Origin of the sequence: Streptacidiphilus sp. MAP12-33, assembly GCF_041261265.1 — a bacterium.
GTDB lineage: Bacteria > Actinomycetota > Actinomycetes > Streptomycetales > Streptomycetaceae > Streptacidiphilus.
On sequence record NZ_JBGCCA010000019.1, the window covers coordinates 66531 to 89394 of the forward strand.

Annotated in this window: 18 protein-coding genes; 7 read left to right on the forward strand and 11 right to left on the reverse strand. The window is 72.8% G+C overall.

The features are described 5' to 3' along the window. Position 1 precedes the first annotated feature (1 nt). From ABH931_RS19920 to ABH931_RS19935, 4 genes are all read right to left on the reverse strand, one after another. Entirely contained in the window at positions 2–967 is a 966-nt protein-coding gene (locus ABH931_RS19920; RefSeq protein WP_370115052.1) for an ABC transporter permease, read from the reverse strand. After that, positions 954–1907, reverse strand: coding sequence for an ABC transporter permease (locus tag ABH931_RS19925; RefSeq protein WP_370115054.1), 954 nt, complete (start codon positions 1905–1907; stop codon positions 954–956). Before ABH931_RS19925 ends, ABH931_RS19920 begins: the two co-directional genes overlap by 14 nt. Positions 1908–1944: 37 nt before the next feature. Beyond that, positions 1945–3777, reverse strand: a complete 1833-nt coding sequence (locus tag ABH931_RS19930; protein WP_370115056.1) for an ABC transporter substrate-binding protein — start codon at positions 3775–3777, stop codon at positions 1945–1947. Between the two features lie 263 nt (positions 3778–4040). After that, positions 4041–4574, reverse strand: a complete 534-nt coding sequence (locus ABH931_RS19935) for a MarR family winged helix-turn-helix transcriptional regulator (RefSeq protein ID WP_370115058.1) — start codon at positions 4572–4574, stop codon at positions 4041–4043. A 93-nt stretch (positions 4575–4667) separates the two neighbouring features. On the opposite strand from ABH931_RS19935, the gene ABH931_RS19940 reads away from it, so the two are divergent. The 3 genes from ABH931_RS19940 (at position 4668) to ABH931_RS19950 (ending at position 7964) form a co-directional block, all read left to right on the forward strand. Continuing rightward, positions 4668–5834 carry a flavin-dependent oxidoreductase gene (locus ABH931_RS19940; protein ID WP_370115060.1) on the forward strand — a complete coding sequence of 389 codons (1167 nt, stop codon included), beginning with the start codon at positions 4668–4670 and terminating at the stop codon, positions 5832–5834. Further along, entirely contained in the window at positions 5831–6280 is a 450-nt protein-coding gene (locus ABH931_RS19945; RefSeq protein ID WP_370115062.1) for a DUF3237 domain-containing protein, read from the forward strand. Before ABH931_RS19940 ends, ABH931_RS19945 begins: the two co-directional genes overlap by 4 nt. A 172-nt stretch (positions 6281–6452) precedes the next feature. Then, positions 6453–7964: an APC family permease gene (locus tag ABH931_RS19950; RefSeq protein ID WP_370115193.1), complete on the forward strand. Its 1512-nt coding sequence runs from the start codon at positions 6453–6455 to the stop codon at positions 7962–7964. 15 nt (positions 7965–7979) lie between these two features. Here ABH931_RS19950 and ABH931_RS19955 read toward each other — a convergent pair whose 3' ends face one another. Next, positions 7980–8738, reverse strand: a complete 759-nt coding sequence (locus ABH931_RS19955) for an alpha/beta hydrolase family protein (protein WP_370115064.1) — start codon at positions 8736–8738, stop codon at positions 7980–7982. Positions 8739–8809: 71 nt separating this feature from the next. Beyond that, complete coding sequence (locus ABH931_RS19960; protein ID WP_370115066.1) at positions 8810–10342, reverse strand: FMN-binding glutamate synthase family protein; 1533 nt, start codon at positions 10340–10342, stop codon at positions 8810–8812. 485 nt (positions 10343–10827) lie between these two features. Here ABH931_RS19960 and ABH931_RS19965 point away from each other — a divergent pair, with 485 nt between their 5' ends. After that, positions 10828–13098: a SpoIIE family protein phosphatase gene (locus tag ABH931_RS19965; RefSeq protein ID WP_370115068.1), complete on the forward strand. Its 2271-nt coding sequence runs from the start codon at positions 10828–10830 to the stop codon at positions 13096–13098. A gap of 29 nt (positions 13099–13127) precedes the next feature. Here the strand turns inward: ABH931_RS19965 and ABH931_RS19970 are convergent, their stop codons facing one another. Next, positions 13128–15038 (reverse strand): protein kinase, encoded by a 1911-nt coding sequence (locus ABH931_RS19970; protein ID WP_370115070.1) that lies wholly within the window; start codon positions 15036–15038, stop codon positions 13128–13130. 166 nt (positions 15039–15204) lie between these two features. On the opposite strand from ABH931_RS19970, the gene ABH931_RS19975 reads away from it, so the two are divergent. Continuing rightward, positions 15205–16827: a cellulose binding domain-containing protein gene (locus ABH931_RS19975; RefSeq protein WP_370115072.1), complete on the forward strand. Its 1623-nt coding sequence runs from the start codon at positions 15205–15207 to the stop codon at positions 16825–16827. A gap of 58 nt (positions 16828–16885) precedes the next feature. On the opposite strand, the gene ABH931_RS19980 is transcribed toward ABH931_RS19975, so the two are convergent. Then, entirely contained in the window at positions 16886–17239 is a 354-nt protein-coding gene (locus ABH931_RS19980; RefSeq protein ID WP_370115074.1) for an SHOCT domain-containing protein, read from the reverse strand. 6 nt (positions 17240–17245) lie between these two features. Next, the gene (locus ABH931_RS19985; protein ID WP_370115076.1) at positions 17246–17686 is read right to left on the reverse strand and encodes a DUF6325 family protein; all 441 of its coding nucleotides are present in this window, start codon (positions 17684–17686) and stop codon (positions 17246–17248) included. A 214-nt stretch (positions 17687–17900) separates the two neighbouring features. On the opposite strand from ABH931_RS19985, the gene ABH931_RS19990 reads away from it, so the two are divergent. Next, positions 17901–19172, forward strand: a complete 1272-nt coding sequence (locus tag ABH931_RS19990; RefSeq protein ID WP_370115078.1) for an ATP-binding protein — start codon at positions 17901–17903, stop codon at positions 19170–19172. A gap of 54 nt (positions 19173–19226) precedes the next feature. Here the strand turns inward: ABH931_RS19990 and ABH931_RS19995 are convergent, their stop codons facing one another. After that, on the reverse strand, positions 19227–20462 hold the full coding sequence (locus tag ABH931_RS19995) for an agmatine/peptidylarginine deiminase (protein ID WP_370115080.1): 1236 nt from the start codon (positions 20460–20462) through the stop codon (positions 19227–19229). A gap of 159 nt (positions 20463–20621) precedes the next feature. Between ABH931_RS19995 and ABH931_RS20000 the strand changes: the two genes are divergently transcribed. Continuing rightward, positions 20622–21272, forward strand: a complete 651-nt coding sequence (locus tag ABH931_RS20000; protein ID WP_370115082.1) for a hypothetical protein — start codon at positions 20622–20624, stop codon at positions 21270–21272. Here the strand turns inward: ABH931_RS20000 and ABH931_RS20005 are convergent. Next, on the reverse strand, positions 21233–22858 hold the full coding sequence (locus ABH931_RS20005; protein WP_370115084.1) for a protein kinase: 1626 nt from the start codon (positions 22856–22858) through the stop codon (positions 21233–21235). The two genes, ABH931_RS20000 and ABH931_RS20005, sit on opposite strands and share 40 nt — an antisense overlap. Positions 22859–22864 lie beyond the last annotated feature (6 nt).

Sequence of the window (22864 nt, forward strand, 5' to 3'; positions counted from 1 at the left end):
GTCAGGAGCGTCGCGTACGGGCGTCCAGCGCGTCGTGGACGGCGTCGCCGATCAGGTTGAAGGCCACCACGGTGACGATCAGGATCACGGCGGGCGGGTAGACCTGCCACCAGTAGCCGTCGTAGAGGGAGTTGAGGCCGGCGGAGAGCATGGTGCCCCAGTCCGCGTGCGGGGGCGGCAGCCCCAGTCCGAGGAAGCTGAGCGCGGACAGCGTCAGGATCGAGTCGGCGACGGTGAAGGTCGCGCTCACGATGATCACGCCCACCGCGTTGGGCACCAGGTGCCGCAGCACGATGCGTCCTCCACCGCCGCCCATCATCCGGGCCGCCTGGACGAACTCCCGGGTGCGCAGGGTGAGCACCTCGCCCCGGACCAGCCGCGCCGAGGTGAGCCAGGACAGCAGCGAGAGCAGCAGCACGATCCCCCAGAGCGTGGGGGTGAACATGCTGACCATCATCAGCAGCAGCACGATGCTCGGCACGGCCAGGAAGGTGTCGATGACGCGCATCATGAGGGCGTCGACGATGCCGCCGAAGTACCCGGCGACGGCGCCGTAGAGGGTGCCCACGACGGTCGTCGCCACGGCCACGGCGAGGCCCAGTTCGAGCGAGGACTGACCGCCCGTCATCAACCGGCCCAGCACGTCGTACCCGGAGGCGTCGGTGCCGAGCGGATTGTCCGCGCCGGGGCCCAGGTCGGCGAGGTCCAGCCGCACCGTGACCTGGTCGGTCCCGTAGAGCAGGGGGCCGACGAAGCAGAACGCGGCGACGACCACGACCAGGCCGAGCCCGACCACGGCCCGCCGGTTGCCCAGGAACGCCCGCACCGAGAGCCGCCCACCGCGCCGCGCCCGGCGCGGCGTCGACGGCGGCGTAGACGGCGGCGTAGACGGCGGGTCGGACGCGAGCGGGGGCGCGCCCCCGCCCCTGAGCTCGGGCGCGCCCACCGGTGGTTCAAGCGTCGACATGGCGGATCCTGGGGTCGAGGAGGCTGTAGGCGATGTCGGCGAAGAGGCTGCCGAGGACGGTGGCCACACCCACGACGAGGGTCGACCCGAGCATGATCGGGTAGTCCTTGCTGGTGGCCGCCTGGTAGAAGAGCAGCCCCATGCCCGGGTAGTTGAACACCGATTCGGCGATCACCGCGCCGGCCACGATGCTCGGCGCGGACAGGCCGAGCACCGTGATCACCGGCAGCAGCGAGTTGCGCAGCACGTGCCGGATCAGCACCATCCGCTCCGGCATGCCCTTGGCGCGCGCCACCTGGACGTAGTCCTCGCCCAGGGTGCTGATGGCCGAGGAGCGCATGTACCGGCTGAAGCCGGCCACGCTGACCAGGGTCAGCGTGACCACCGGCAGCACCAGGGCCTGCGGGTCGGCCAGGATCCCGCCGACGGACTCCGCCTGCGGGGCCTGCGGCGGCAGCAGATGCAGCTGCACCGAGAAGACCGCCACCAGCACCAGGGCGAAGAAGAAGTCCGGCATCGAGTACAGCACGAACGACACGACGGTGAAGACGTGGTCGGCCGCCCGGCCCCGGCGCACCGCCTGGTAGATGCCCATCGGCAGCGCCACCAGGAGTGCGAGCAGCGTGGACAGCCCCAACAGCAGCGCGTCCTTCGGCAGCCGCTGCGCGATGAGCGTGGAGACCGGCTGCTGGAGGGAGTACGAGGTGCCGAAGTCGCCCCGGGCGGCGTGCTGGACATACGTCCAGAACTGCGCCGCCAGCGGCCGGTCGAGACCGTAGGTGGCGTTGAAGACCGCGATCCGCTCGGCGGTGGCGCGGGTGCCGAGGGTGGCCCGGGCGGCGCTGCCGGGCACCAGGTGGATCATGATGAAGGTCAGCACGACCACGCCGACCACCACCACGACCGCCTGGCCGATCCTGCGGATGAGGTAGGCGGTCACCGCGTGCGCCTCACACGGTGCCGCCCCGGGGCGAGACTCACGCCGTGTAGCCCCAGTCCTCGAAGTCCTGCCCCTCGGAGAAGGGGTTGAGCGGGACGACGCCCTGGAGCTTGGTCCGGTAGACCAGGATGCCCTCGCGCAACGGCAGCCAGAGCCACGGCAGTTGCTTGGCGGCGTAGTCCTCGTACTGGGTGAAGGTGGCCGCGGAGGAGCCGTACTCGGTGGCCTTGATCAGCTGGTCCATCGTGGGGTCGGAGTAGCCACCGGAGTTGCCGTTGCCGCCGGTGTCGAAGTAGCCGGTGCCGTTCGGGTAGAGCGAGTAGGGCTCGTAGCCGAACTCGGCGAGCTGCCAGCCGCAGCCGGAGGCCGGGTGGGACGAGGCGGTGCAGGTGCCGATCTCACTGATCAGGGTGTTGAACGGCTCCGACTTGAGGTTGACGGTGATGCCGGCCTGGGCCTCGGAGGACTTGATGGCGGCGTTCTGCACGTCCGTGGTGGACCGGCCGGAGGAGTACACCAGGCTGAGGGTCAGGGCCTGGCCGGCGGTGATGCCGTCGCCGCACTGGTTCGCCCCGGTGCCCGGGCTCGCGCAGGTGGTGGTCCCGTTCGGGACCACCTTCCAGCCGTGCGCCTGGAGCAGCGCGGTCGCCTTGGCCGGGTCGTACGGGTACGGGCCGCCGGACTTCTCCAACGGCGAGGCCCAGGCCCCCTCGGCCTTGACCGGCACCGGACCGTTGCCCGGGTCCGCGTAGCCGTTGTAGACCTTGTCGACGATCTGGTTGCGGTCGATCAGGTACTCCATCGCCTGACGGATGTACAACTGCCGCAGCAGCGGCCCGACCTGGGCGTTGTAGAGGTTGGGGATCATCTCGGCCACGCCGGGGATCGGCACGCTGGCGATGGAGTAGCCGCTGGACTCCAGGGCCTGCGCCTGCTTGATGTCGTTCAGCGGGAGCGAGGCGACGTCCAGCGAGCTGCCCGCGCGCAGCGCGTTGATCTCGGGGGTGTCGGTGGTGAAGGGCGCGAAAGCGACCTTGTCGAGGGTCGGCTTGGCGCCGGAGTAGGCCGTGTTGGGCACGTAGCCGTACGCGCCGCTGGCCTGGAAGTCCGACAGCTTCCAGGGTCCGTCGACCACCTGCCAGAGCGGGTTGGTGGCGAACTCGGTCGTCTTCGCGCCCTCCTGCTGGAGGTAGGAGTAGACGGCCTTGGCGCCCGCCGTCGTCGTGTCGTCGTCGCCGACGGCGCCGGTCGCGGAGGTCTTGTCCCAGGCGTGCTGCGGCAGCAGCGGGATCGTGCTGAGCACGTCGTCGGTGTAGAAGTCGGGGTTGTAGGCCTGGGTCAGGTTCAGCACCACCGTGTGGGCGTCCGGGGTGGACACCGACGCGACGTCCTCCGGGAAGAGGCCGACGAGGTGGGCGTTCCAGTTCGCGTAGTTGGCCTTGAGCAGGTTGTAGACGAAGGTGAAGTCCCGGCTGGTGACCGGGCTCCCGTCCGACCAGTTCCAGCTCTTGAGGGTGATGGTGACCGTCTTGTCGCCGTTGCTGTAGACCAGATTGCTGAACAGGCTCTTGGACTTGTTGACCACCGAGTCGGCGCCGTCGCCCGAGTACACCAGGAACGGCCACAGCGGCTGGGTGAGGTTGACGTTCCAACCGTTCTGGTTGGTCGCCGGGGCGAACGGGAAGACGAAGTCGGGCGTGGCGCCGACCTGGGCGATGGTGACCGTCCCGCCGGGCTTGACCGGCTTCTTGCTCGCGGCCGCGCTCTCGCCGTTGCCGATCGTGCCACTGCCGCCGCCGCTGCCCGAGCAGCCCGCGGCCACGAGTGCGATCGCCGTCGCAGCCGTCGCGGCTCTCAGTATCCGTCCCACGCGCATGTTGTTCCTGCCTCCCGCCGTCGCGTCAAAAGGTGTTCACGCAGGCTGGAGGGCATGCCCATGACAGCCGTGTGGCACCGATCTACCCGTGGGACGCCTGTTTCATGCGTGGACGATGCGCGATCCCCCGGGGCCGGTGACCCGGTCTCCGTGATCACGCTCCATTGATAGCAGCGGCCTTCAGCGAGTCTCAATACTCGGGATGTTGCAGGATTGCTAAGCCTGCACCACGGCCAGTGGGGTCACCTGACGTGAAATCAGTCCTGAGCCCCATGGGGGCGCGCGGCCAGGACGCGGCGGACCAGCTCGGTGAGAGTGGCCCGCTCCGCCGGATCCAGGGCGGCGAACCACTGCTGCTCGCGGCCGGTCTGCTCGGCGAAAGCCTCGCGCACGGCCGCCTCCCCCGCCCGGGTGAGCGCGGCGACGACCGCGCGCCGGTCGTCCGGCAGCGGCCGGCGTTCGACCAGGCCCTCCCGCTCCAGGGTGTTGACGGCGTTGGTGACCGCCGCCCGCGACATCACCGAGATCTCCGCGAGGCGGGCCGGCTGAGTGGGTCCGAGCAGCCACAGCTTGAACATCAACCGGAACCCGGGCAGCGTCCAGCCGCGCGGCCGGTGGATCTGGCTCTCCAGGTCGGCCACCACCAGGTAGGACAGGTGGAGCAGGTGGTAGGCGAGCGCGAAGGTCTCCGGATCGGCCGGAGGCGGCAGCTGCGCCACGCGCTCGCGCGCGAAGTCGGCATACCTGAGGTCGGGGCGGTCGAAGGCGTCCGATCGGTCTGAGCTGTCCACGGGAGAAGTCTTGCGCATCGCGACGCACTGGGAGATTGTTACGGCCGTAACAATCTCCCTCGGCCATCAGGATCGCCAGGATCGGAGCGAGCTGTGCGCATCACCATCGCGGGCGGCGGCATCGGCGGCCTCGCCACCGCCCTCAGCCTCCATGCCGCCGGATTCGGGGAGGTCGTCGTCCACGAGGCGGCGGCAGAGATCCGGCCCCTCGGCGTCGGGATCAACCTGCTGCCGCACGCGGTACGGGAGTTGACCGAACTCGGCCTGGCCGGCCGGCTCGCCGCGATCGGCGTCCGCACCGCCGAGCTGGCCTACTTCAACCGGCACGGACAGCCCGTCTGGTCCGAGCCGCGCGGCCTGGACGCCGGCTACCGGTGGCCGCAGTACTCGGTTCACCGCGGCGCCCTGCAACTGCTGCTCCTGGACGCCGTCCGTGAGCGTCTCGGCACCGACGCGGTGCGCACCGGCGTCCGCGTCGAGGGCCTGCGCCACGACGGCGACCTGCTGGTCGGGGCCGACGGCATCCACTCGGCCGTCCGCGCCGCCCTCTTCCCGCAGGAGGGCGCGCCGCCGTGGAACGGGTTGGTGCTGTGGCGCGGCACGACCTGGGCTCCCCCGTTCCTGACCGGCCGCTCCATGATCATGGCCGGGGACGGCACCCAGAAGTTCGTCGCCTACCCCATCGGCGACGGACGGCTGGTCAACTGGATCGCCGAGCGCCCGCTGGAGGGCGAGCCGCCGGAGCGCGGCAACTGGAACCGGCCCGCCGACCTGGCGACCGTGGTGGCGCACTTCGCGGACTGGCGGTTCGACTGGCTCGACGTCCCGGGGCTGATCGCCACGGCCGAGGCCGCCTACGAGTACCCGATGGTGGACCGCGAGCCGCTCCCCTTCTGGGCGAAGGACGACGTGGTCCTGCTGGGCGACGCCGCCCACGCGATGTACCCGGTCGGCTCCAACGGCGCCTCCCAGGCGATCATCGACGCCCGGGTGCTCGCGCACTCGCTCGCCACCACCGGGTCCACCGCCGCCTACGAGGAACTGCGCCGTCCGGCGACCACCGCGCTTCAACGGGCCAACCGGCAGCAGGGGCCCGAGGTCGTCATGCGGCTCGCCCACGAACGCGCGCCGGACGGCTTCGCGGACATCGAGGCGGTCGTCCCGCTGGCCGAGCGCGCCGGGATCGCCGCCGCCTACAAGCGCACCGCCGGCTTCGACCCCGCGGAGCTCAACGAGCGCCCCTCCTGGAGCGTGCGGTGAGGCTCGATCCCCTGGCCGCGTTCGAGGTGCGGCTCGACCCGCTGCTCGACCTCGGCGACGCGCCCTCCGGCCGCCGCCGGGTGATCAACATCATCGGCGGCACCTTCGAGGGCCCCCGCCTGTCCGGCGTGATCCTGCCCGGGGGCGCGGACTGGCAGGTACTGCACCCCGACGGCTCGGCGTCCATCGACACCCGCTCGACGCTGCGCACCCACGACGACGCGCACCTCTACCTGACCACCACCGGCGTGCGCCACGGCCCGCCCGAGGTGCTGCGCCGACTCGGCGCGGGCGAGCCGGTCGACCCGGCCGAGTACTACTTCCGCCTCTTCTGCCGGTTCGAGACGGGCGACCCCCGTTACGCCTGGCTGAACCACACCCTCGCCGTCGCCTCCGCGGCCCGCACCCCGGACTCGGTGCGCTACCAGGCCTACACCCTCGGCTGACCAGCCGAAAAGATATGTCAACACCATTGACACATATGAGGACCCACTGATTCCGTATAGCCGGGCCCGTGACCTCCGACCCACCGGGCCCCGCCCACCTCGTGCACCCGTGAAGGCGGTGGATCCCGTGCAGGAACCGAAGGAACCGACGAGCGTCGGCAACGACCAGGCCATGATCAGGTCCATCGGAACCCGCGACAGCCTCGCCGTCGCCGCCTCCAGCATCGCCGCGACCTCCAGTGTCGGCGTCGGCATCGGGCTGATCGCGGGTGTGGTCGGGCCGCACCTGCCGGGGATCATGCTGCTGGGCTTCCTGCCCGTGCTCGGCATCGCCGTCGGCTACGCGCGGCTCAACCGCGTGGAGCCGAACTGCGGCAACTCCTACGTGTGGGTCGGCCGGACGCTGAGCCCGTGGCTCGGCTTCCTGACCGGCTGGATCAACATCGTCGGCACGGTCGTCTTCCTCGCCTACACCACCACCCTGACCGGCTCCGCGCTGCTCCAGCTCGGCGGCGAGGCGGGACTGCACCACCTCGGCGGGCTGGCACTGGACCCGAACTCCAGCTGGCAGTCGACCGTGCTCGGCCTGGCCGTGCTGGCCGCCGTCACCCTGACCGCGGTCTCCGGGGTGCACAAGGCCACGCGCTTCCAGACCGTACTGCTGGCCTTCGAGTACCTGGTGCTGCTGGGCTTCTGCGGCTACGGCCTCCTCGCCGGGCACCAGCCCTTCCACCTGAGCTGGTTCGACCCCTTCGGTGCCCCCTCGACCGGGGCCCTGGCCCAGGGCCTGGTGCTGGCGCTGTTCTGCTACTGGGGCTTCGACTCCGCCTTCGCCACCTCCGAGGAGGTCCAGGACCCGCGCCAGGCCGGCCGCGGAGGCGTCCTCTCGCTGCTGCTGGTGCTCGGCGTCTTCCTGCTGGCCGGCCTCTCCTTCCAGCGCGTGCTGCCGCTGGACGACCTGGCCGGGAACGGCGCGACCGGGCTGATGTTCTTCGGCGACCGCCTGGCGAGCCAGCCGCTGGCCGCCCTGCCCCTGGTCGCCCTGACCTTCTCGCTGGTCGCCTCGCTCCAGGCCTCCGTCATCCCGACCGCCCGCGGCCTGTTCGCCATGGGCCGCGACGGGACGATGGGCCGGGTCTGGACGCGCATCCACCCCCGCTACGGCTCCCCCGCCCGCGGCACCGTCCTGATCGGCCTGGCCGGTGCGGCCATCGCCGGCGTCTCGCTGGTGCTGCCGACCGTCAACCAGCTGATCGGCGCCGCCGTCAACGCCATCGGCGTGGTCGTCGCCCTCGGCTACGCGCTCACCGCACTGGCCTGCGCCTGGCGCTTCCGGGCCGAGCTGCGCACGGCGCCCCGCAGCGCGCTGCTCTCCGTGGTCGTGCCCGGCCTCAGCGCGCTCGCGCTGCTCTACGTCGGCGGCACGCTCTGCTGGACCCTGGCGACCTCCACCGACCACTTCGCCCTGGACGCGAACAACGGCTGGTTCGAGCTGTTGACCCCGGCACTGATCATCGTCAGCGGCCTCGCGGCCGCCGCCTGGGCCAAGTGGGGCCGCCGCTCCGCCTACTTCACCACCGGCCGCGGCACCGACGCCGACGCGCTCCCCGGCACCCTGTCCCCGTCCGGCCACGCGGCCCACGGCACGGCCGACCGGACCACCCGCGAGGGAATCCCGGCGTGAGCCGAGGGCGGGCCCTCAGCCGTCGATGTACTGGTCGGCCCAGGCGCTGATGATGTGCGCGGCCCGCTTCGCCTGGCCGCGTGCGGTCAGCAGGTGGTCCGCTCCTTCGAGGGAGATGAAGCTGCGCGGGTGCTGCGCCTCCCGGAAGATCTCCCCGGCGTTGCCGATGTCGACGGTGTCGTCGGTGGGCGAGTGCATCACCAGCAGCGGGCGGCCGAGCGCGCGGACCTTGTCCCGCAGCTTGGCCTGCCGCACGTCGTTGACGAAGGCCCGCTTCAGGACGAGGGTCCGCCCGCCGACGAACCACTCGTGCTCGCCCTCGCTGAGCACGCGGTCCACGACCGCGTCGTACTGGTGCTCGACGTGGCTGGGGTCGGACGGCGCCCCGATCGTGGCGACCGCGCGCACACCCGGCGCGTCGGCCGCGGCCGCGATGGCGGCGGCGCCGCCCCAGGAGTGGCCGACCAGCAGGTCGGCCGGCGTCCCCCGCTCGGCCATCAACTGCGCCGCACGGATGGTGTCCTGGACCTTGATGGTGAAGGAGCCGTCGCCCCAGTCGCCGTCGGAGTCCCCGATGCCGAGGTTGTCGTAGCGGAGCATGCCGATCCCCTCGCGGGCCAGCTGCTTGCTGACCCGCGAGGCGGCCGGCGAGTTCCTGCCGAGGGTGAAGCCGTGGACGAAGATGCCCCAGCCCCGCACCGGGCCCTCCGGCAGGTCGATCGACCCGGCCAGCTCGGGGCCGACGACGCTCTTGAATCTGACTTCTTCGGGCACGGTGCTTCTCTCCGGCAGGTTCTCTGGGGTGCGTGAGGTCGACGGCTGGGCGGTCTGCGGCCGGGGGTCCGCTACGGGGCGGTGTGCTGCGCCGCGATCAGCGCGGTGATCTCGTCGGCGAGACGCGGGCCGAGGGCGCCCCAGCCGTCCTTGTAGCCGTAGACACCAGCCAGGGTACGGGCCTCGTAGTCGCCGTTCATGATCTCGACGTCGTCGGCCGTGATCAGGCCCGGGTGGGCGACGCCGACGGCGGAGGAGACCTTGATCAGCTCGCGGCGCAGGGTGCGCAGGTAGACCGCGGCCCGGGTGGACTTCGAGGCCGGGTCCAGGCCCCGGGCCAGCCACGCGTTCTGGGTGGCGATGCCGGTCGGGCAGGTGTCGGTGTGACACTTCTGCGACTGGATGCAGCCGATCGACAGCATCGCCTCGCGGGCCACGTTGAGCATGTCGGCGCCGAGCGCGAAGGCGACCGCGGCGTTCTCCGGCAGGCCGAGCTTGCCGGAGCCGATGAAGGTCAGCTCGTCGGTCAGACCCAGCTCGGCGAAGGTGCCGTAGACCCGGGAGAAGCCCATCCGGAACGGCAGCGCCACCGAGTCGGCGAAGATCCGCGGCGCCGCGCCGGTGCCGCCCTCGCCGCCGTCGATCGTCACGAAGTCGACACCGCGGTCGCCCTGGGACATCAGCTTCGCGAGGTCCTGCCAGAAGCCCATCTCGCCCACCGCGCTCTTGACCCCGACCGGCAGCCCGGTCTCGGCGGCGATCAGCTCGACGAAGTCGAGCATCGAGTCGACGTCGCCGAACGCGGAGTGGCGCGACGGCGAGGCGCAGTCCTTGCCGACCGGGATACCGCGAATCGCGGCGATCTCCTCGGTCACCTTGGCGCCCGGCAGCATGCCGCCGAGCCCCGGCTTGGCACCCTGGGAGAGCTTGATCTCGATCGCCCGGACCGGGGCGCTCGCGACGACCTCCTTGAGCTTGTCCAGGTTGAAGGTGCCGTCCTCGTTGCGGCAGCCGAAGTAGGCGGTGCCGATCTGCAGGACCAGGTCGCCGCCGTTGCGGTGGTAGGGCGACAGGCCGCCCTCACCGGTGTTGTGCATCGTGCCGGCCTGGGCGGCGCCCTTGTTGAGCGCGGTGATGGCCGCGCCGGAGAGCGAACCGAAGCTCATCGCGGAGATGTTGACCACGCTGGCCGGGCGGAACGCCTTGGCGCGGCCGCGCGGTCCCCCCAGCACCTTGGCGGAGGGCAGCGCCGCCTGCGGGTCGTGCGCGTCGGGCAGGGTGCCGGAGGCGAAGGTGCGCTGCTTGATGTAGGCGTGGCCCTGGACGTGCTCGACGTCGACCTCGGTGCCGAAGCCGAAGTAGTTGTTCTCCTCCTTGGCCGAGGCGTAGATCCAGCTGCGCTGGTCCCGGCTGAAGGGCCGCTCCTCCTCGTTGGAGGTCACGATGTACTGCCGCAGCTCGGGCCCGATCTTCTCCAGCAGGTAGCGGGCGTGCCCGAGCACGGGGAAGTTCCGCTGAAGCGCGTGCCGCTTCTGTATGAGGTCGCGGGCGGCCAGAGCCGCCAGGGCCGTCGCGGCGACCGCGCCGATCTTCCGGGCCTGCATGAACGTTTCCTCCCCATCGAGGCACGACCTCCACCGCGGGGCGATGGAGGTCGTGAAGTCGTGACCGTCGAGCACTGCCGGATGATCCTAGGGGGCAACGTGGGCAAAACGGTGAACAGGGTGGCGGCCGTCACGGCTGTCGCCGTCGTCGCCGTGGCCCGAGGTCGTACGTCAGGGCGGCGACCCCGCCGAGGTGATCACCCCGCCGGTGGCGTTCGGGCCGCGCAGCACCCCGCCCCGGGGCATCAGTCGCCGGACGGACGCCCCGGTGCGGCCCTCCTGCGGCTGCGCCGCCTGATCATCGCCGAGGCCGACCGGTTCCCCGAGCCGGCCCCCGAGTACGACCGAAGGGGTCCGGCCCGGGGCCTGCCGAGTTGTAAAACGCGTGTTCGGCGGGTCAGGCTGATCCCATGAAGCCGGGGCAACGGGATCGCGGGGCCGCAGGAAAGGGACGGCCCGGCGTCGGCGCTGCCTGGAGCTCAGGGGTGGCCGACGCCCTGCGCGGCGCCCGCGACGGCGCGTCCGACGGGCCTGTGGACGAGCCACGCGACGGGGCCGGCGCCGACACGGCCGGCGCCATGGGCCTCAGTGGGGTCGATCCGCTGCCCGGCATGTTCGCGCACGCCCCGGTGATCTTCGCGGTGCTCGGCGGCCCCTCCCACGTGGTCAGGGGAGCGAACCAGGCGTTCGTCGAGGCGGTCGAGCTCGGACGGCCCGGCAGCGTGATCGGGCGGCCGATCGCCGAGGTGGTGCCCGAGCTGGTCCAGCAGGGCCTGCTGTCGCTGCTCGACTCCGTCCACAACGACGGCGAGCCGTTCGTCACCCAGGGCGCGGGCGTCCTGCTGGGACCGCCCGGCCGCCGCCGCCTGCGGTACTTCGACGTCAGCCTCGACCCGTGGCGGGACCGGAACGGGGACGTACGCGGTGTCGCCTTCCTCGCCGTGGACGTGACCCGGCAGCGGGCGGCCCACAAGCTGGCCGCCGAGCAGCAGGCGCTGCTGGAGCAGATCGCGCGCGACGCGCCGCTCGCGGAGGTGCTGGACGGCATGTGCCGGGCGATCGAGAAGCTCTCGCCCGGGGTGATCAGCTCGGTGCTGCTGCTCGACCGGACCGGCACCCGGCTGCTGCACGGCGCCGGGCCGAGCCTGCCGGACTTCTACAAGGAGGCGATCGACGGCAGCCCGATCGGCCCCCACGAGGGCTCCTGCGGCACCGCCGCGTTCCGGCGCGAGATGGTCGTGGTCAACGACATCGCCGACGATCCGCTCTGGGCGGACTACCGGGAGCTGGCCGCCAAGGCCGGGCTGGGCTCCTGCTGGTCGGCCCCGATCCTCTCCACCGCCGGGGAGCTGCTCGGCACCTTCGCCATGTACCACCGCTCCCCCCGTGCGCTGCGGGAGGAGGACCTCGACCTCAGCATCGTGTTCACCCGGACGGCCGCACTCGCCGTCGAACGCCACCGCACCGAGGTGGCCCGCCGCCAGGCGGCCGAGCGCGAGCACGAGCTGAGCGCCGACCTGGAGTTCGTCCTGCGCACGAGCACGGCGGTCAGCGAGGAGTCCCGCTACCCGCAGAACCTGCAGAGGCTGGCCCGGCTGGCCGTACCGGCGCTGGGCCCGGTCTGCGTGATCGACGTGCGCGAGGACGGCCGCGTCCGGCGCGTGGCCGTCGCGCTCGCCCCGGAGCTGCCGCAGCAGGCGGAGGCGCTGCTGGCCGCCGAGGGCCGGGCCACCGCCGTGGACGGTCCGGTCGGCCGCGTGCTGGCGACCGGTCGCACCGAGGTCAGCCGCACCGCCCCGGGCGGTGCCTGGCGGGAGCTGGGCCTGGAGATCACCGGCCAGGTCTGCGTGCCGCTGACCGCGCGCGGCCACACCTTCGGCGCGCTGACCGTCGTCGCGACCGCGGAGCGGCCGCTCGGGGCGCGAGCGATCGCGCTCGCCGAGGAGCTCGCCCGCACCGCCGCGGCCGGCGCCGAGACCACCCGCCAGCACGCGCAGCGGGCCCGGCTGGCCCACGACCTCCAGGCCGGACTGCTGCTCGCCGCACTGCCGGACGTGCCCGGCCTGCGGCTCGCCGCCTCCTACCGCCCGGCGGGCGAGGGCCTGGACATAGGCGGCGACTTCTACGACGTCTTCCCGCTCCCCGGCGACTGGTGGGGCCTGGTCATCGGCGACGTCTGCGGCCGCGGCGCCGCCGCGGCGACGACCACCGCGCTGGTCCGCAACACCGCCCGCGCCGTCGCGCCGCTGCTGCCCACGCCGGGCGCGGTCGCACAGGCGGTCAACGACGCCCTGCTGGCGCGGCCGGACAGCACCGAGAGCTTCGTGACGCTGATCTACGCCGAGCTGCGCCGGGTCCGCGACGGCATCGCGGTCTCGCTGGTCCGGGCCGGCCATCCGCCGCCAGTGCTCCAGCGTGCCGACGGCACCCTCTCCTGCCCCGCTCCGGCCGGCCGGCTGCTCGGCGTCTCCCCCGATCTCGACCTGGCGCTGGAGTCGTTCACCCTGCAGAGCGGGGACCGGCTGGTCCTGGTGACCGACGGCATCCTCGAAGCCCGCGACGCCTCGGGCGCGCTCTTCGGCGAGGAACGCCTCCTCGCCGCGCTGCGTCCGCCGGGGGACGCCACCGACACCGCCGACGCCGCTGACGCCGCCGACGCGCGGAGCGTCCTCGACTCCGTCACCGACGCCGTCGACGCGTTCACCGGCGGCCTCACCGACGACGACCAGGCGGTGCTGGTGCTGGTCGCGGAGTGAGGCCCGCGTCGGGTCAGTGGGTCAGCGGGTCAGCGGGGCGCTGGGGTGAAGCCGCCTGCGGCGGTGGCCAGCAACTGCTGGACGCGGGCGCGGTCGCCGGTCGGGCCGGAGGCCCACAGGGTGTAGGTGGCGCCCGCGTCGGTCCACAGCAGCAGGTCGGAGACGCGCGGCGGCCCACCGGGGGTGCCGCTCCAGGTGAAGCTGCAGGACGCGGCGCGGTGGCCGCTGAGCGTGGTGACGCGTGGGGGCGTCGCCCGGAAGGCGGCGTAGCCGGTCGGGCTGGGGCAGACCTGTGCGGTGAGCGGCGTCGCGGCGACGCCGGGCTGGACCCGGATGCCGATCTTGAAGAGCGCCTCGGGGGTGGTGCCCTGCCCGGGTGAGACGTAGTAGACCCGGGTGCCGTCACCAGTGTCGACCTGCCGGTCCCACCCGGCGGGGACCACCACGGAGAACCCGTGCGAGTCCCGGTACCGCGCGAACCCCGCGGGCACGACAGTGACCGACGCGGGGCTTGCGGAGGCGGAGGCGGAAGCGCCGCCGCTCCGCGCGGAAGGCGTGGGCGCCCCCGACCAGACATCCACCGCGAACGACCCCCCGACCGCCGCCGCCACCACGACCGCGCCGGCCCCGACCGACCTCCACCACCGCCGCCCCGACCGCCGCGCGGAGCCCTGCCCGGTTCGGCCCGCCTGCGGAGCCGGCGACGCAGGGCCCATCTGCGCGGCCCCCGTCGCCTCCCCGGCCTGCCCGGTTCGGCCCGCCTGCGGGGCGTGCCCAGCGTGTCTGACATGGCCCGCCTGCGGGACAGGGGCGGCATCGCGCGCCCACGCGCCCCGCCCCGCCTGCCCGGCCGACCCGGTCCCGCCCGTGAGCGCCTCCTGGCCGACACGACCCGCCTGCGCGTCGAAGCCTGCCTGCACGGCCTCCGCGGCGAAGCCCGCCTGCACGGCCGACCCGGTCCCGCCCGTGAGCGCCTCCTGGCCGGCACGACCCGCCTGCGCGTCGTGGTCGGCCTGGTGCGCCGGTCCGGCTGGCGCGACCTGGCCCCCGTAGGCCGACCGCATGCCCGAGGCGCCGGGTGCTCCGCGGAGCGTGGCGTCGGGGGCGCCGGGCGGGGCGTCCACCGCGCCGTCGCGCAGGAACTGCTCCAACTGCGCGCGCACCACTGCGGCCTGGGGCCGCGCCCGCGGGTCGCGGTGGAGCAGGGAGCCGATGACGGGCGCCAGCGGCTGGGCCCGGTCCGGCAGCGTGATCGGGCCGAAGGCGACGGCGTGGAGGACCGCCGTGATGGCCGTGCGGTGGAAGAGCGACCGCCCGTCCAGCGCGGCGACCAGCAGCGCGCCGAGGGACCACAGGTCCGCCGCCGGGCCGGCGTCGTCGCCGTGCAGGCGTTCGGGCGCGGTGAACTCCGGGGAGCCGAGGAAGGCGCCGGCCTCCGTCAGCGTCGCCTCGCCGTCGACCCTGGCGATGCCGAAATCGGTCAGCACCCAGCGGTCCTTGTCGCGCTCCCACAACACGTTGGCGGGCTTCACGTCCCGGTGCAGGACCCCCAGGGCGTGCGCCGTGCAGAGCGCGTCGAGGACCGCGAGGCCCATCCGCGCGGTCTCGTCGGCGGGCAGCGGACCCTCCGTCGCGATCCGGGTGGCCAGCGACGCGCCGTCCACCAGCTCCATCACGATCCAGGGACGGCCGCCCTGCTCGACGACGTCGTGGACACCCACCACGCTGGGGTGGCTGATCCGGGCGACGACCTGCGCCTCGCGCAGCGTCCGCTCGCGCTGCTCTGCGTCGTCGCCGCCACCGCGCGGATGCACCTCCTTGACGGCGACCTGGCGCCCCAGCAGCAGATCCTCGGCCCGCCACACGGTCCCCATCCCGCCGCGCCCCAGCTGCGCGACCAGACGGTACCGGCCCGCGACCACCCGTTCCCCGTCGGACACCGCGCCCACCCCTCCTGCTGTCGGCGCCCACTGTAGTTGGCATCGAGGTGACGCCTTATCAACTGTTAAGAAACCCACCTATTGACGCCGAGCATTGGTCTGGACCATGTTGAAAGGGCCGCGCGGTTGATCAACACCCCCACACCTCAGACAGGAGGACACGCCCATGAGGCGCGTCACCTTGCCCTTCGTCGCGGCCGCAACCTTGCTGGCCGTGCCGCTCACCGCGCTCGGCGCCCAAAGTGCCCGAGCCGCCACCGGACTGACCGGACTGATGGCGACCTACGCCGTCACCTCCACCTGGTCGAGCGGCTTCGAGGCGAGCTACACGATCACCAACAACACCAATGCCACGGTCAACACCTGGTCGCTCTCCTTCGACCTGCCGGCCGGGGAGTCCGTCACCAGCGCCTGGAACGGGACGCTGACCTCCAGCGGCACCCACTACACCATCACCGCACCCGGCTGGGCGGGTGCGCTGGCACCCGGCGCCACCGCGGCCGTGGTCGGCTTCGACGTGTCCAACGGCAGCAACCCGGCCACGGATCCGGCCAACTGCACCATCAACAACGCACCCTGCGCCGGTCTGCCCGCCGACACCACTCCGCCGACCACGCCCACCGGCCTCGCCGTCACCGGCTCCGCGCCCGGCTCGGTCTCGCTCTCGTGGAACGCCTCGACCGACAACCGGTCGGTGGCCGGCTACCACGTGTGGTCCAACGGCACGCTGCTGGCCACCGTCACCGGCACCAGCGCCACCCTGACCGGCCTGATCCAGGGCAGCAGCCGGTCCGTCAGCGTCTCCGCCTTCGACCCGTCCGGGAACGAGTCCCCCACCTCGCCCCCGGTCACCGCGGTCGCGGGCAGCGGCACCGTGCCCGGCGCGGCCGCGCCGTACGTGGACCTCGGCGCCTACCCGACGCCGAGCCTGACCACGCTCGCGGCCAACAGCGGCCTCAAGCAGTTCTCGCTCGCGTTCGTCATCAACGGCAGCTCGGCGTGCAGCGCCAGCTGGTTCGGCGCCTACGACGCCACCACCGGCTGGGACAAGGCCGACATCGACGCGTTCCGGGCCACCGGCGGGGACGTGCGCGTCTCCTTCGGCGGGGCCAACGGCACCGAGCTCGCCCAGTCCTGCACCACGGTGGCGGCGCTGGAGACCCAGTACCAGAAGGTCGTCGACGCCTACGGGCTGGACCGGATCGACTTCGACATCGAGGGCTCGGCCGTCACCGACCACGCCTCCATCGACCGCCGTTCGCAGGCGCTCGCCCAGCTCCAGGCCGCGCAGGCGGCCAAGGGCCTGGACCTCAAGGTCAGCCTGACCCTGCCGGTGCTGCCGTCCGGGCTCACCGCCGACGGCCTCTACGTGCTCCAGTCCGCCAAGGCGGCGGGGCTGAACGTGGACGTGGTCAACGTGATGGCCATGGACTTCGGCGACTCCGAGGCGCCCAACCCCGCCGGGAAGATGGGCGCCTACGCGATCCAGTCGGCCCAGTCCACCCAGGCGCAGATCCTGTCCGTCTGGCCGAACCTGACGGCGGCCCAGGCCTGGGCCAAGGTCGGGGTCACCCCGATGCTCGGCCAGAACGACAACACCTCCGAGGTGTTCGGGCTGTCCGACGCCTCGCAGCTGGTGACCTTCGCCCAGCAGAACCACCTGGGCGAGCTGGCCTTCTGGGAGATGACCCGGGATGCCGACGCCTGCACCGGCGGCCTGTCCCAGTGCACCAACGTGACGCAGACGCCGTACGAGTTCTCCAGGATCTTCGCCGGCTTCACCGGCTGACCGGGCAGTCCGCCCCCGCCGCGACGGTCGTCACGCGGCGGGGGCGGCAGCACACGCCTCAGCTGTTCAGGATGCGGGCCTTCTCGGCCGCGAACTCCCCGTCCGTGAGAATGCCCTGGGACTTCAGCTCGGCGAGCTTGGTGAGCTGGGCGATCCGGTCCTCACCCGTGGACGCCGCCGGAGCGGCCGGGGCCGCGGCCTGCTGCTGGGCGGCGAGCTGGGCCGCCGCCTGCGCGGCGGCCTGGTCGGCCAGCTGCTGTTGCTGGTAGTCGGCCATCTGCTGCTGGTCGGCCGCGCGCCCCGCGGCCCTGCGCTGCACGTTGCCGGAGACGGCTGTCGCCGTACCCGCGATGACGGCCGTGCGCGCCGCGGTGCCCAGCAGGCCCGGGCGTCCCACCCTGCGACGGATCATCTCTCGTCACCCCTCTTCCAGTGCGTCGACGGCGGCCACGACCAACTCGCGCGGGACGCGCTCCAGCATGACCAGCTGCCCCTCGGAGGCGCGCAGCGCCGCGGCCAGCCGCGCGGCCCAGGTGTTCTCCCAGACCACGACCAGGGCCGAGGACTCCTCCGGCAGCGACTGCGCCACCTCGTCCAGGTCCTGATCGCTGAGGAGGTCGAACTCGGTGCCGGTGAGCTGCTCGAACGCGTCCGCGAGGCCGGTGTCCGCCAGCTCCACGACCGCGGCGCTGCCGTCGGCGTCCTTGGTCACGAAGGTCAGGTCGAGGATCCTGACCATCCCGCTCTGTTGCAGCTCGCGCAGCGCCGGAGCGACGTCGCCGTTGAACTGGTTGCCGGGAAAGGCGACGACGGCGACGTCCACCGGACCGACCGTGTCCGCCCTCAGTCCCTCGGGCATCGGGAAACCGCCCCTCTACAAATCAGACAAAAGGTGCAATGGGTGGAGCCTAAGGTCCGATGACGGCTGACGCATCCTTGGGGGCCGGTCAAGCTGATGCGGCGTACGGTTCGTCCACGTCGCGTTGTCCGAAGCGGAGCGGGACGGCCCCCGCCGGGCGCCCCTAGATTCGCCGGACCGAACCGGGACCGAACCGACCCCAGGAGGCGACATCGTGAACTGGCTCATCCACGACTACCGCGAGGACGACCTGGCCGCCGTCGTCCACCTGATCGACTCCACCGCAGAGCTCGGACAGGAGTCCGTCTTCTCTCTCGCCGAGTGCATCGCCGCGCTGACCGCACGTCAGCCCGCCGTCGTCGCCGTGCACGACGGCGTGCCGATCGGCGCGGCGCTCGCGCAGGTGGCGGCGGCCGGGGAGCGGGCGTGGGTGATGCGCGTCGCGATCGCCCCGGCCTGGCGCGGACGCGGACTGGCCAGCGCGCTGCTGCGGGAGCTGGAGCGGCGTCTGGTGGAGGCGCGGGTCCGGCGGATCGCCTACGTGCTGCCGGAGGAGGAGCTGCTGGGCGAGGGCCTGCGCAACGCGGGCTACGAGCGGCGGCCCGCCGCCGCGTACTTCGAGAAGACCGAGCCCGCCGCGGGCTCGGCGGCCGGCTCGCTGGAGGAGCTCGGCGGGCGCGTGCTGAGCGGGGACCTGTGGGACGCCGTGGCCGGGATGACGGCCGAGAAGGAGCTGATCGAGCGACGCGTCGTGCTGCCGCTCGCCGAACCCGAGCGCGCGGCCCGGCACGGGGTGCGGCCGCCGCGCGCGATCACGCTGTTCGGCCCGCCCGGCACCGGCAAGACCACCTTCGCCCGGGCCATCGCCTCCCGCCTGGGCTGGCCGTTCGTGGAGCTGCTGCCCTCCCGCCTCGCCGACGAGGGCAACCTCGCCGCCGCGCTGCGCGCCGCCTTCGCGCGGATCGGCGAGCTGGAGCGGGTGCTGGTCTTCATCGACGAGGTGGAGGAGATCGCGCCCGTCCGCGGGGAAGCCGGACAGACGGGCGCGATGCACGGGGTGACCAACGAGCTGCTGAAGCTGATCCCCGGCTTCCGCGAGCGCGACGGACGGCTGCTGGTCTGCGCGACCAACTCGGTCCGCTCGCTCGACCCGGCCTTCCTGCGCACCGGGCGGTTCGACTACGTCATCCCGATCGGCACCCCGGACCCGGACGCCCGGGACGCCATCTGGTCGCGCTACGCGCTCGGCACCGACCGCGTCGACGTGGACGTCACCGCCCTGGTCGACGCGAGCGAGCGGTTCTCCCCCGCCGACATCGAGCACGCCGCGCGGCTGGCGGCGCAGACCGCCTTCGAGCGCGACGACGCGGTGCCGGGGGCGACCACCGCGGACTACCTCGCCGCGATCGGCACCAGCCGCCCGACGGTGACCTCCGCGATGGTCGAGGCGTTCCGCGCCGACATCGGCTCGCACGCCCGCCTGTGAGCCCGCACGGCTCCGGTCGGCTCCGGTCGGCTCCGCACGGATCCGGTCGGCGCCTTACGGCGCCGGCTGGGGCTGGGTGACGCAGTGGATGCCGCCGCCCTGGTTGCCGAGGTTGTCGATGTTGAGCTGCACGATGGTGCGGCCCGGGAAGGTGCGTTGCAGCACGGCCTTGGCGTTGGCGTCGGCGGTGCTGTCGCCGAACTGAGCGGAGATGACCGCGCCGTTGCAGACGTAGTAGTTGGCGTAGGAGTCGACGAAGTCGACGCTGGTCGCGCGGATCTTGTTGTAGTCGGGCGACTGGAGCTTGGTCACGGCGATGGCGGCGCCCTGGGCGTCCCTGGACGTGGACAGGGTGTTGTACTGCTGCTGCTCGTCGTTGGACCAGATGTCCGACGGGTCGGCCGGGTTCGGGGTCTGCACCAGGCCCGCGCCGGCGGCGAGGAACCGCGAGGTCGCGTCGACGTGGTCGTCGGTGATGTCCTGGCCGGTGATCCCGGTGAACCAGATGACCTCGGAGGCGCCGTAGGCGGCGCACATGGCCGCCTCCAGCTGGGCCTGGGTCTTGCCGGGGTTGCGGTTGGAGTTGATGATGCTGCTCTTCGTCGCCATCAACGTGCCGGCGCCGTCGGCCTCGATGGCGCCGCCCTCGCTCGTGAACCCTGCGGCCGTGAAGTTGACGCCCAGGTAGGCGGCCACGCGCTGCGCGACGAGCGCGTCGTTGGCGTGGGTCTGCTTGTTCCCCCAGCCGTTGAAGTTCAGGCCGGCCGTGTCCAGACCGCCCGCGCCGTCGGTGCGGAAGATCGGACCGGAGTCGCGCATCCAGCAGTCGTCGATCGGGATGGAGCCGATGACGGTGACGTTCGGGTTGGTGCACGCCTTCTTCGCGGCGCTGACGCTGGCGGAGTTGGCGAGCAGGTAGACCGGCTCGTACTTGGCGATGGTGTTGGCGATCAGCGCGATGTTGGCCTGCATGCCGGAGAGCTTGCGGCCGTAGATGGCGGTGCTGTCGGGCCAGGCCATCCAGGTGCGGGTGTGGGTGACGCTGTCGAGCGGGACGGCGAAGGTGCCGGCAGCAGCGGCGGCGGCGTTCGCCCGGACGCCGCGAACGGCGGTGGCGCGGGTCGCGGCGCGTGCGGTGCCGCCCAGACCGGTGACCGCCCACGCGGCACCGGCGGCGGTGAGTCCGGCGGCCGCCAGGAAGCGGCGCCGGTCGAGCGGGCGGACGAACGAGGTGCTCAGGGCCTGCGGGTCCTCGGCTCTGCCGTGCTGCTCCATGCCGTGCTGGTCCATGCTGGGGCCTCCCTTGGCCGGGGCGCGCGTCTGCGCGGCTGACCCGGAAGGTATAACTGACCATGCGCTCGGTCAAGAGACTGCGCAGTAACAGGTTCGCCCCCTGCCGCGGCCCGCCGTGGCTAAGGTGGGCGGGTGGCAACGGGAACTGGGGAAGACGTGGGTAACGGGGCAGTTCAGGAGGCTCGGCAGGCGCGGAAGCCGCGGGTCTCGGTCAAGGGCGAGCAGACGCGGGCCCGTCTGATCGTCGCGGCGCGCAGCCTCCTCGCAGGCGAGGACGACGTGCCGTTCACGACCCGCAACGTCTCGGCGCTGGCCGGGGTGACGCACGGGATGTGCCACTACCACTTCAAGGACCGCACGGATCTGATCGTCGCGGTGGTGGCGGACATCCGTCCGGAGTGGGTCACGCCGATGGAGGAGGCCGTGGCCGGCCCCGGCAGCTTCGACGAGCGCGCGGAGCGTGTCATCGCGCTGCTCTCGCAGCCGGAGGCGGCGGACCTGGCCCGGATGCACGCGGCGCTGCACTGGTTCTCGCTGACCGACGAGCGGGTCCGCGCCGCGCTGGAGGGCGAGTACGCGCGCTGGCGCGCGTGCTTCGTGGAGCTGTACCGCGTCCTCGCGACCGAGCGCGAGGGCGGCGTAGACGCCCGGCCCCTCGTCGACGCGGAGACCCTCGGCGAGGCGCTGGCCGCGGCGGCGGACGGGCTGGCCGCGATCCAGTCCCTCGGCTCGGAGGTCAACGCCGCCGCCGTGGTCCGCGCCCTCGTCTACGGCCTGGTGGCAGGGGCGGACCGGCTCTCCGCCTGAGCGGCGCGGCGGCGGGCCGGTTCCAGCGCGGCCATGCCCAGCACCACGACGGCGAGGATCGCGTAGAAGACGGCGGTCTTGCTCGGGTCGTCCAGGAAGAACCACAGGGCCGCCGTCCCCGTGAGCCACGCCCCCACGGCGGCGAACCCGCCGTCACGGGTTCGGCGCGAGCAGCACCGGAGGACGCACAGGACCGCGGTGACGGCCAGTCCGAGGGCGAGCAGCACGGGCTTGGTCTCGAACCCGAGGTAGGCACGGCGGAACTCGGACTGCACGGCGAGGGTCTCGGCCACCGGCCCCCACGCGATCGCGCAGGACAGTCGCGCCGACCAGAGCAGCGCGACCGCGCCCAGCAGGCAGGCCAGCAGCGCGACGGCCGCGAAGTGCGGCGCCTCCACGTACCGCATGCGCGCACACAGCGCGGCGAGCACACACCCGAGCAGCGCGAGCACACCCTCGGCACTGGGACGCAACCGCACCGCCCACGCGCGCGGGGCGGCGTTCAGGGGCGCGGGGCTCTGCTGATCAGCGGCTCCGCCGCGGGGCGCGAGCAACCCACCCGGGGCGGATGGCCCTGTCCGCTCGGGAACTGAACGCGCAAGGTGGCCTGTCGCGCGGTTCCCCGTGCCCCTGGCGGCCGCGCCGCCTGGTGGTGCAACGCCTGGTGGTGCAACGACTGGTACCGCCGCTTGCCCGGCCTCCAGCAGGGTCGGGGCCGTGAGGGGGGCCAGCAGGACCGTCGAGGCGTCCGCGGCGCCTGCGGCGGGGCCCACCGAGGGGTGGGCCAGCGCGGAGCGCATCGCGGCGGCGTCGCGGTAGCGGTCCGCGGGGTTCTTGCGCAGGGCCGTCAGGACGACGCCGTCCAGCCCCGCCGGGACACCAGGGCGACGGTGCGACGGCGGGACCGGCTCGCCGGTCAGGTGCTGGTGCATGACCACGAACGGCGAGTCCCCGACGTACGGCTGAGTGCCCGTCAGCAGCTCGTGGAGCAGGCATCCCACCGCGTACAGGTCCGCGCGCTGGTCGACGTCCAGGCCGTTGATCTGCTCCGGGGAGAGGTACGCCGGAGTACCCAGGGCCAGGCCGGTGCCCGTGAGCCGGGTCGAGGTGTCGGTCAGCGCGCGGGCGATGCCGAAGTCAAGGACCTTCACCGCGCCGGCCTGCGTGATCATGATGTTGGCGGGCTTGATGTCGCGGTGCAGGATGCCCTGCCCATGGCTGTGCGCCAGCGCGTCGAGCACCTGAAGGCCCACGTCGACGGCCTCGTCGACCGGCAGCGGGCCGTCCCGCAGCAGATCGGCCAGCGTGACGCCGTCGACGTACTCCATCACCAGGTACGGAACCCGCGCGCCGTCGCGCTCGTCCTCGGCGACGTCGTGGATGGTCGCGACGACGGGGTGGTTGAGCGCCGCGACGGCGTGCGCCTCGCGCTGGAAGCGGGCCCGGCAGGCGGGGTCGTGGGCGAGCTCCGCGGCGAGCGTCTTGACGGCGACGAGCCGCCGCAGGCGGTGGTCGACGGCGCGGTGGACGGTGCCCATGCCGCCCCTGCCGAGTTCGTGCTGGAGTTCGTAACGGTCAGCAAGCATGTGGTT

Coding starts and splice junctions, on each gene's coding strand:
- ABH931_RS19950 (WP_370115193.1), top strand. CDS start 6,453: ATGATCAGGTCCATCGGAACCCGCGACAGCCTCGCCGTCGCCGCCTCC.
- ABH931_RS19985 (WP_370115076.1), bottom strand. CDS start 17,686: ATGCCCGAGGGACTGAGGGCGGACACGGTCGGTCCGGTGGACGTCGCC.
- ABH931_RS19975 (WP_370115072.1), top strand. CDS start 15,205: ATGAGGCGCGTCACCTTGCCCTTCGTCGCGGCCGCAACCTTGCTGGCC.
- ABH931_RS19980 (WP_370115074.1), bottom strand. CDS start 17,239: ATGATCCGTCGCAGGGTGGGACGCCCGGGCCTGCTGGGCACCGCGGCG.
- ABH931_RS19995 (WP_370115080.1), bottom strand. CDS start 20,462: ATGGACCAGCACGGCATGGAGCAGCACGGCAGAGCCGAGGACCCGCAG.
- ABH931_RS19960 (WP_370115066.1), bottom strand. CDS start 10,342: ATGCAGGCCCGGAAGATCGGCGCGGTCGCCGCGACGGCCCTGGCGGCT.
- ABH931_RS20005 (WP_370115084.1), bottom strand. CDS start 22,858: ATGCTTGCTGACCGTTACGAACTCCAGCACGAACTCGGCAGGGGCGGC.
- ABH931_RS19920 (WP_370115052.1), bottom strand. CDS start 967: ATGTCGACGCTTGAACCACCGGTGGGCGCGCCCGAGCTCAGGGGCGGG.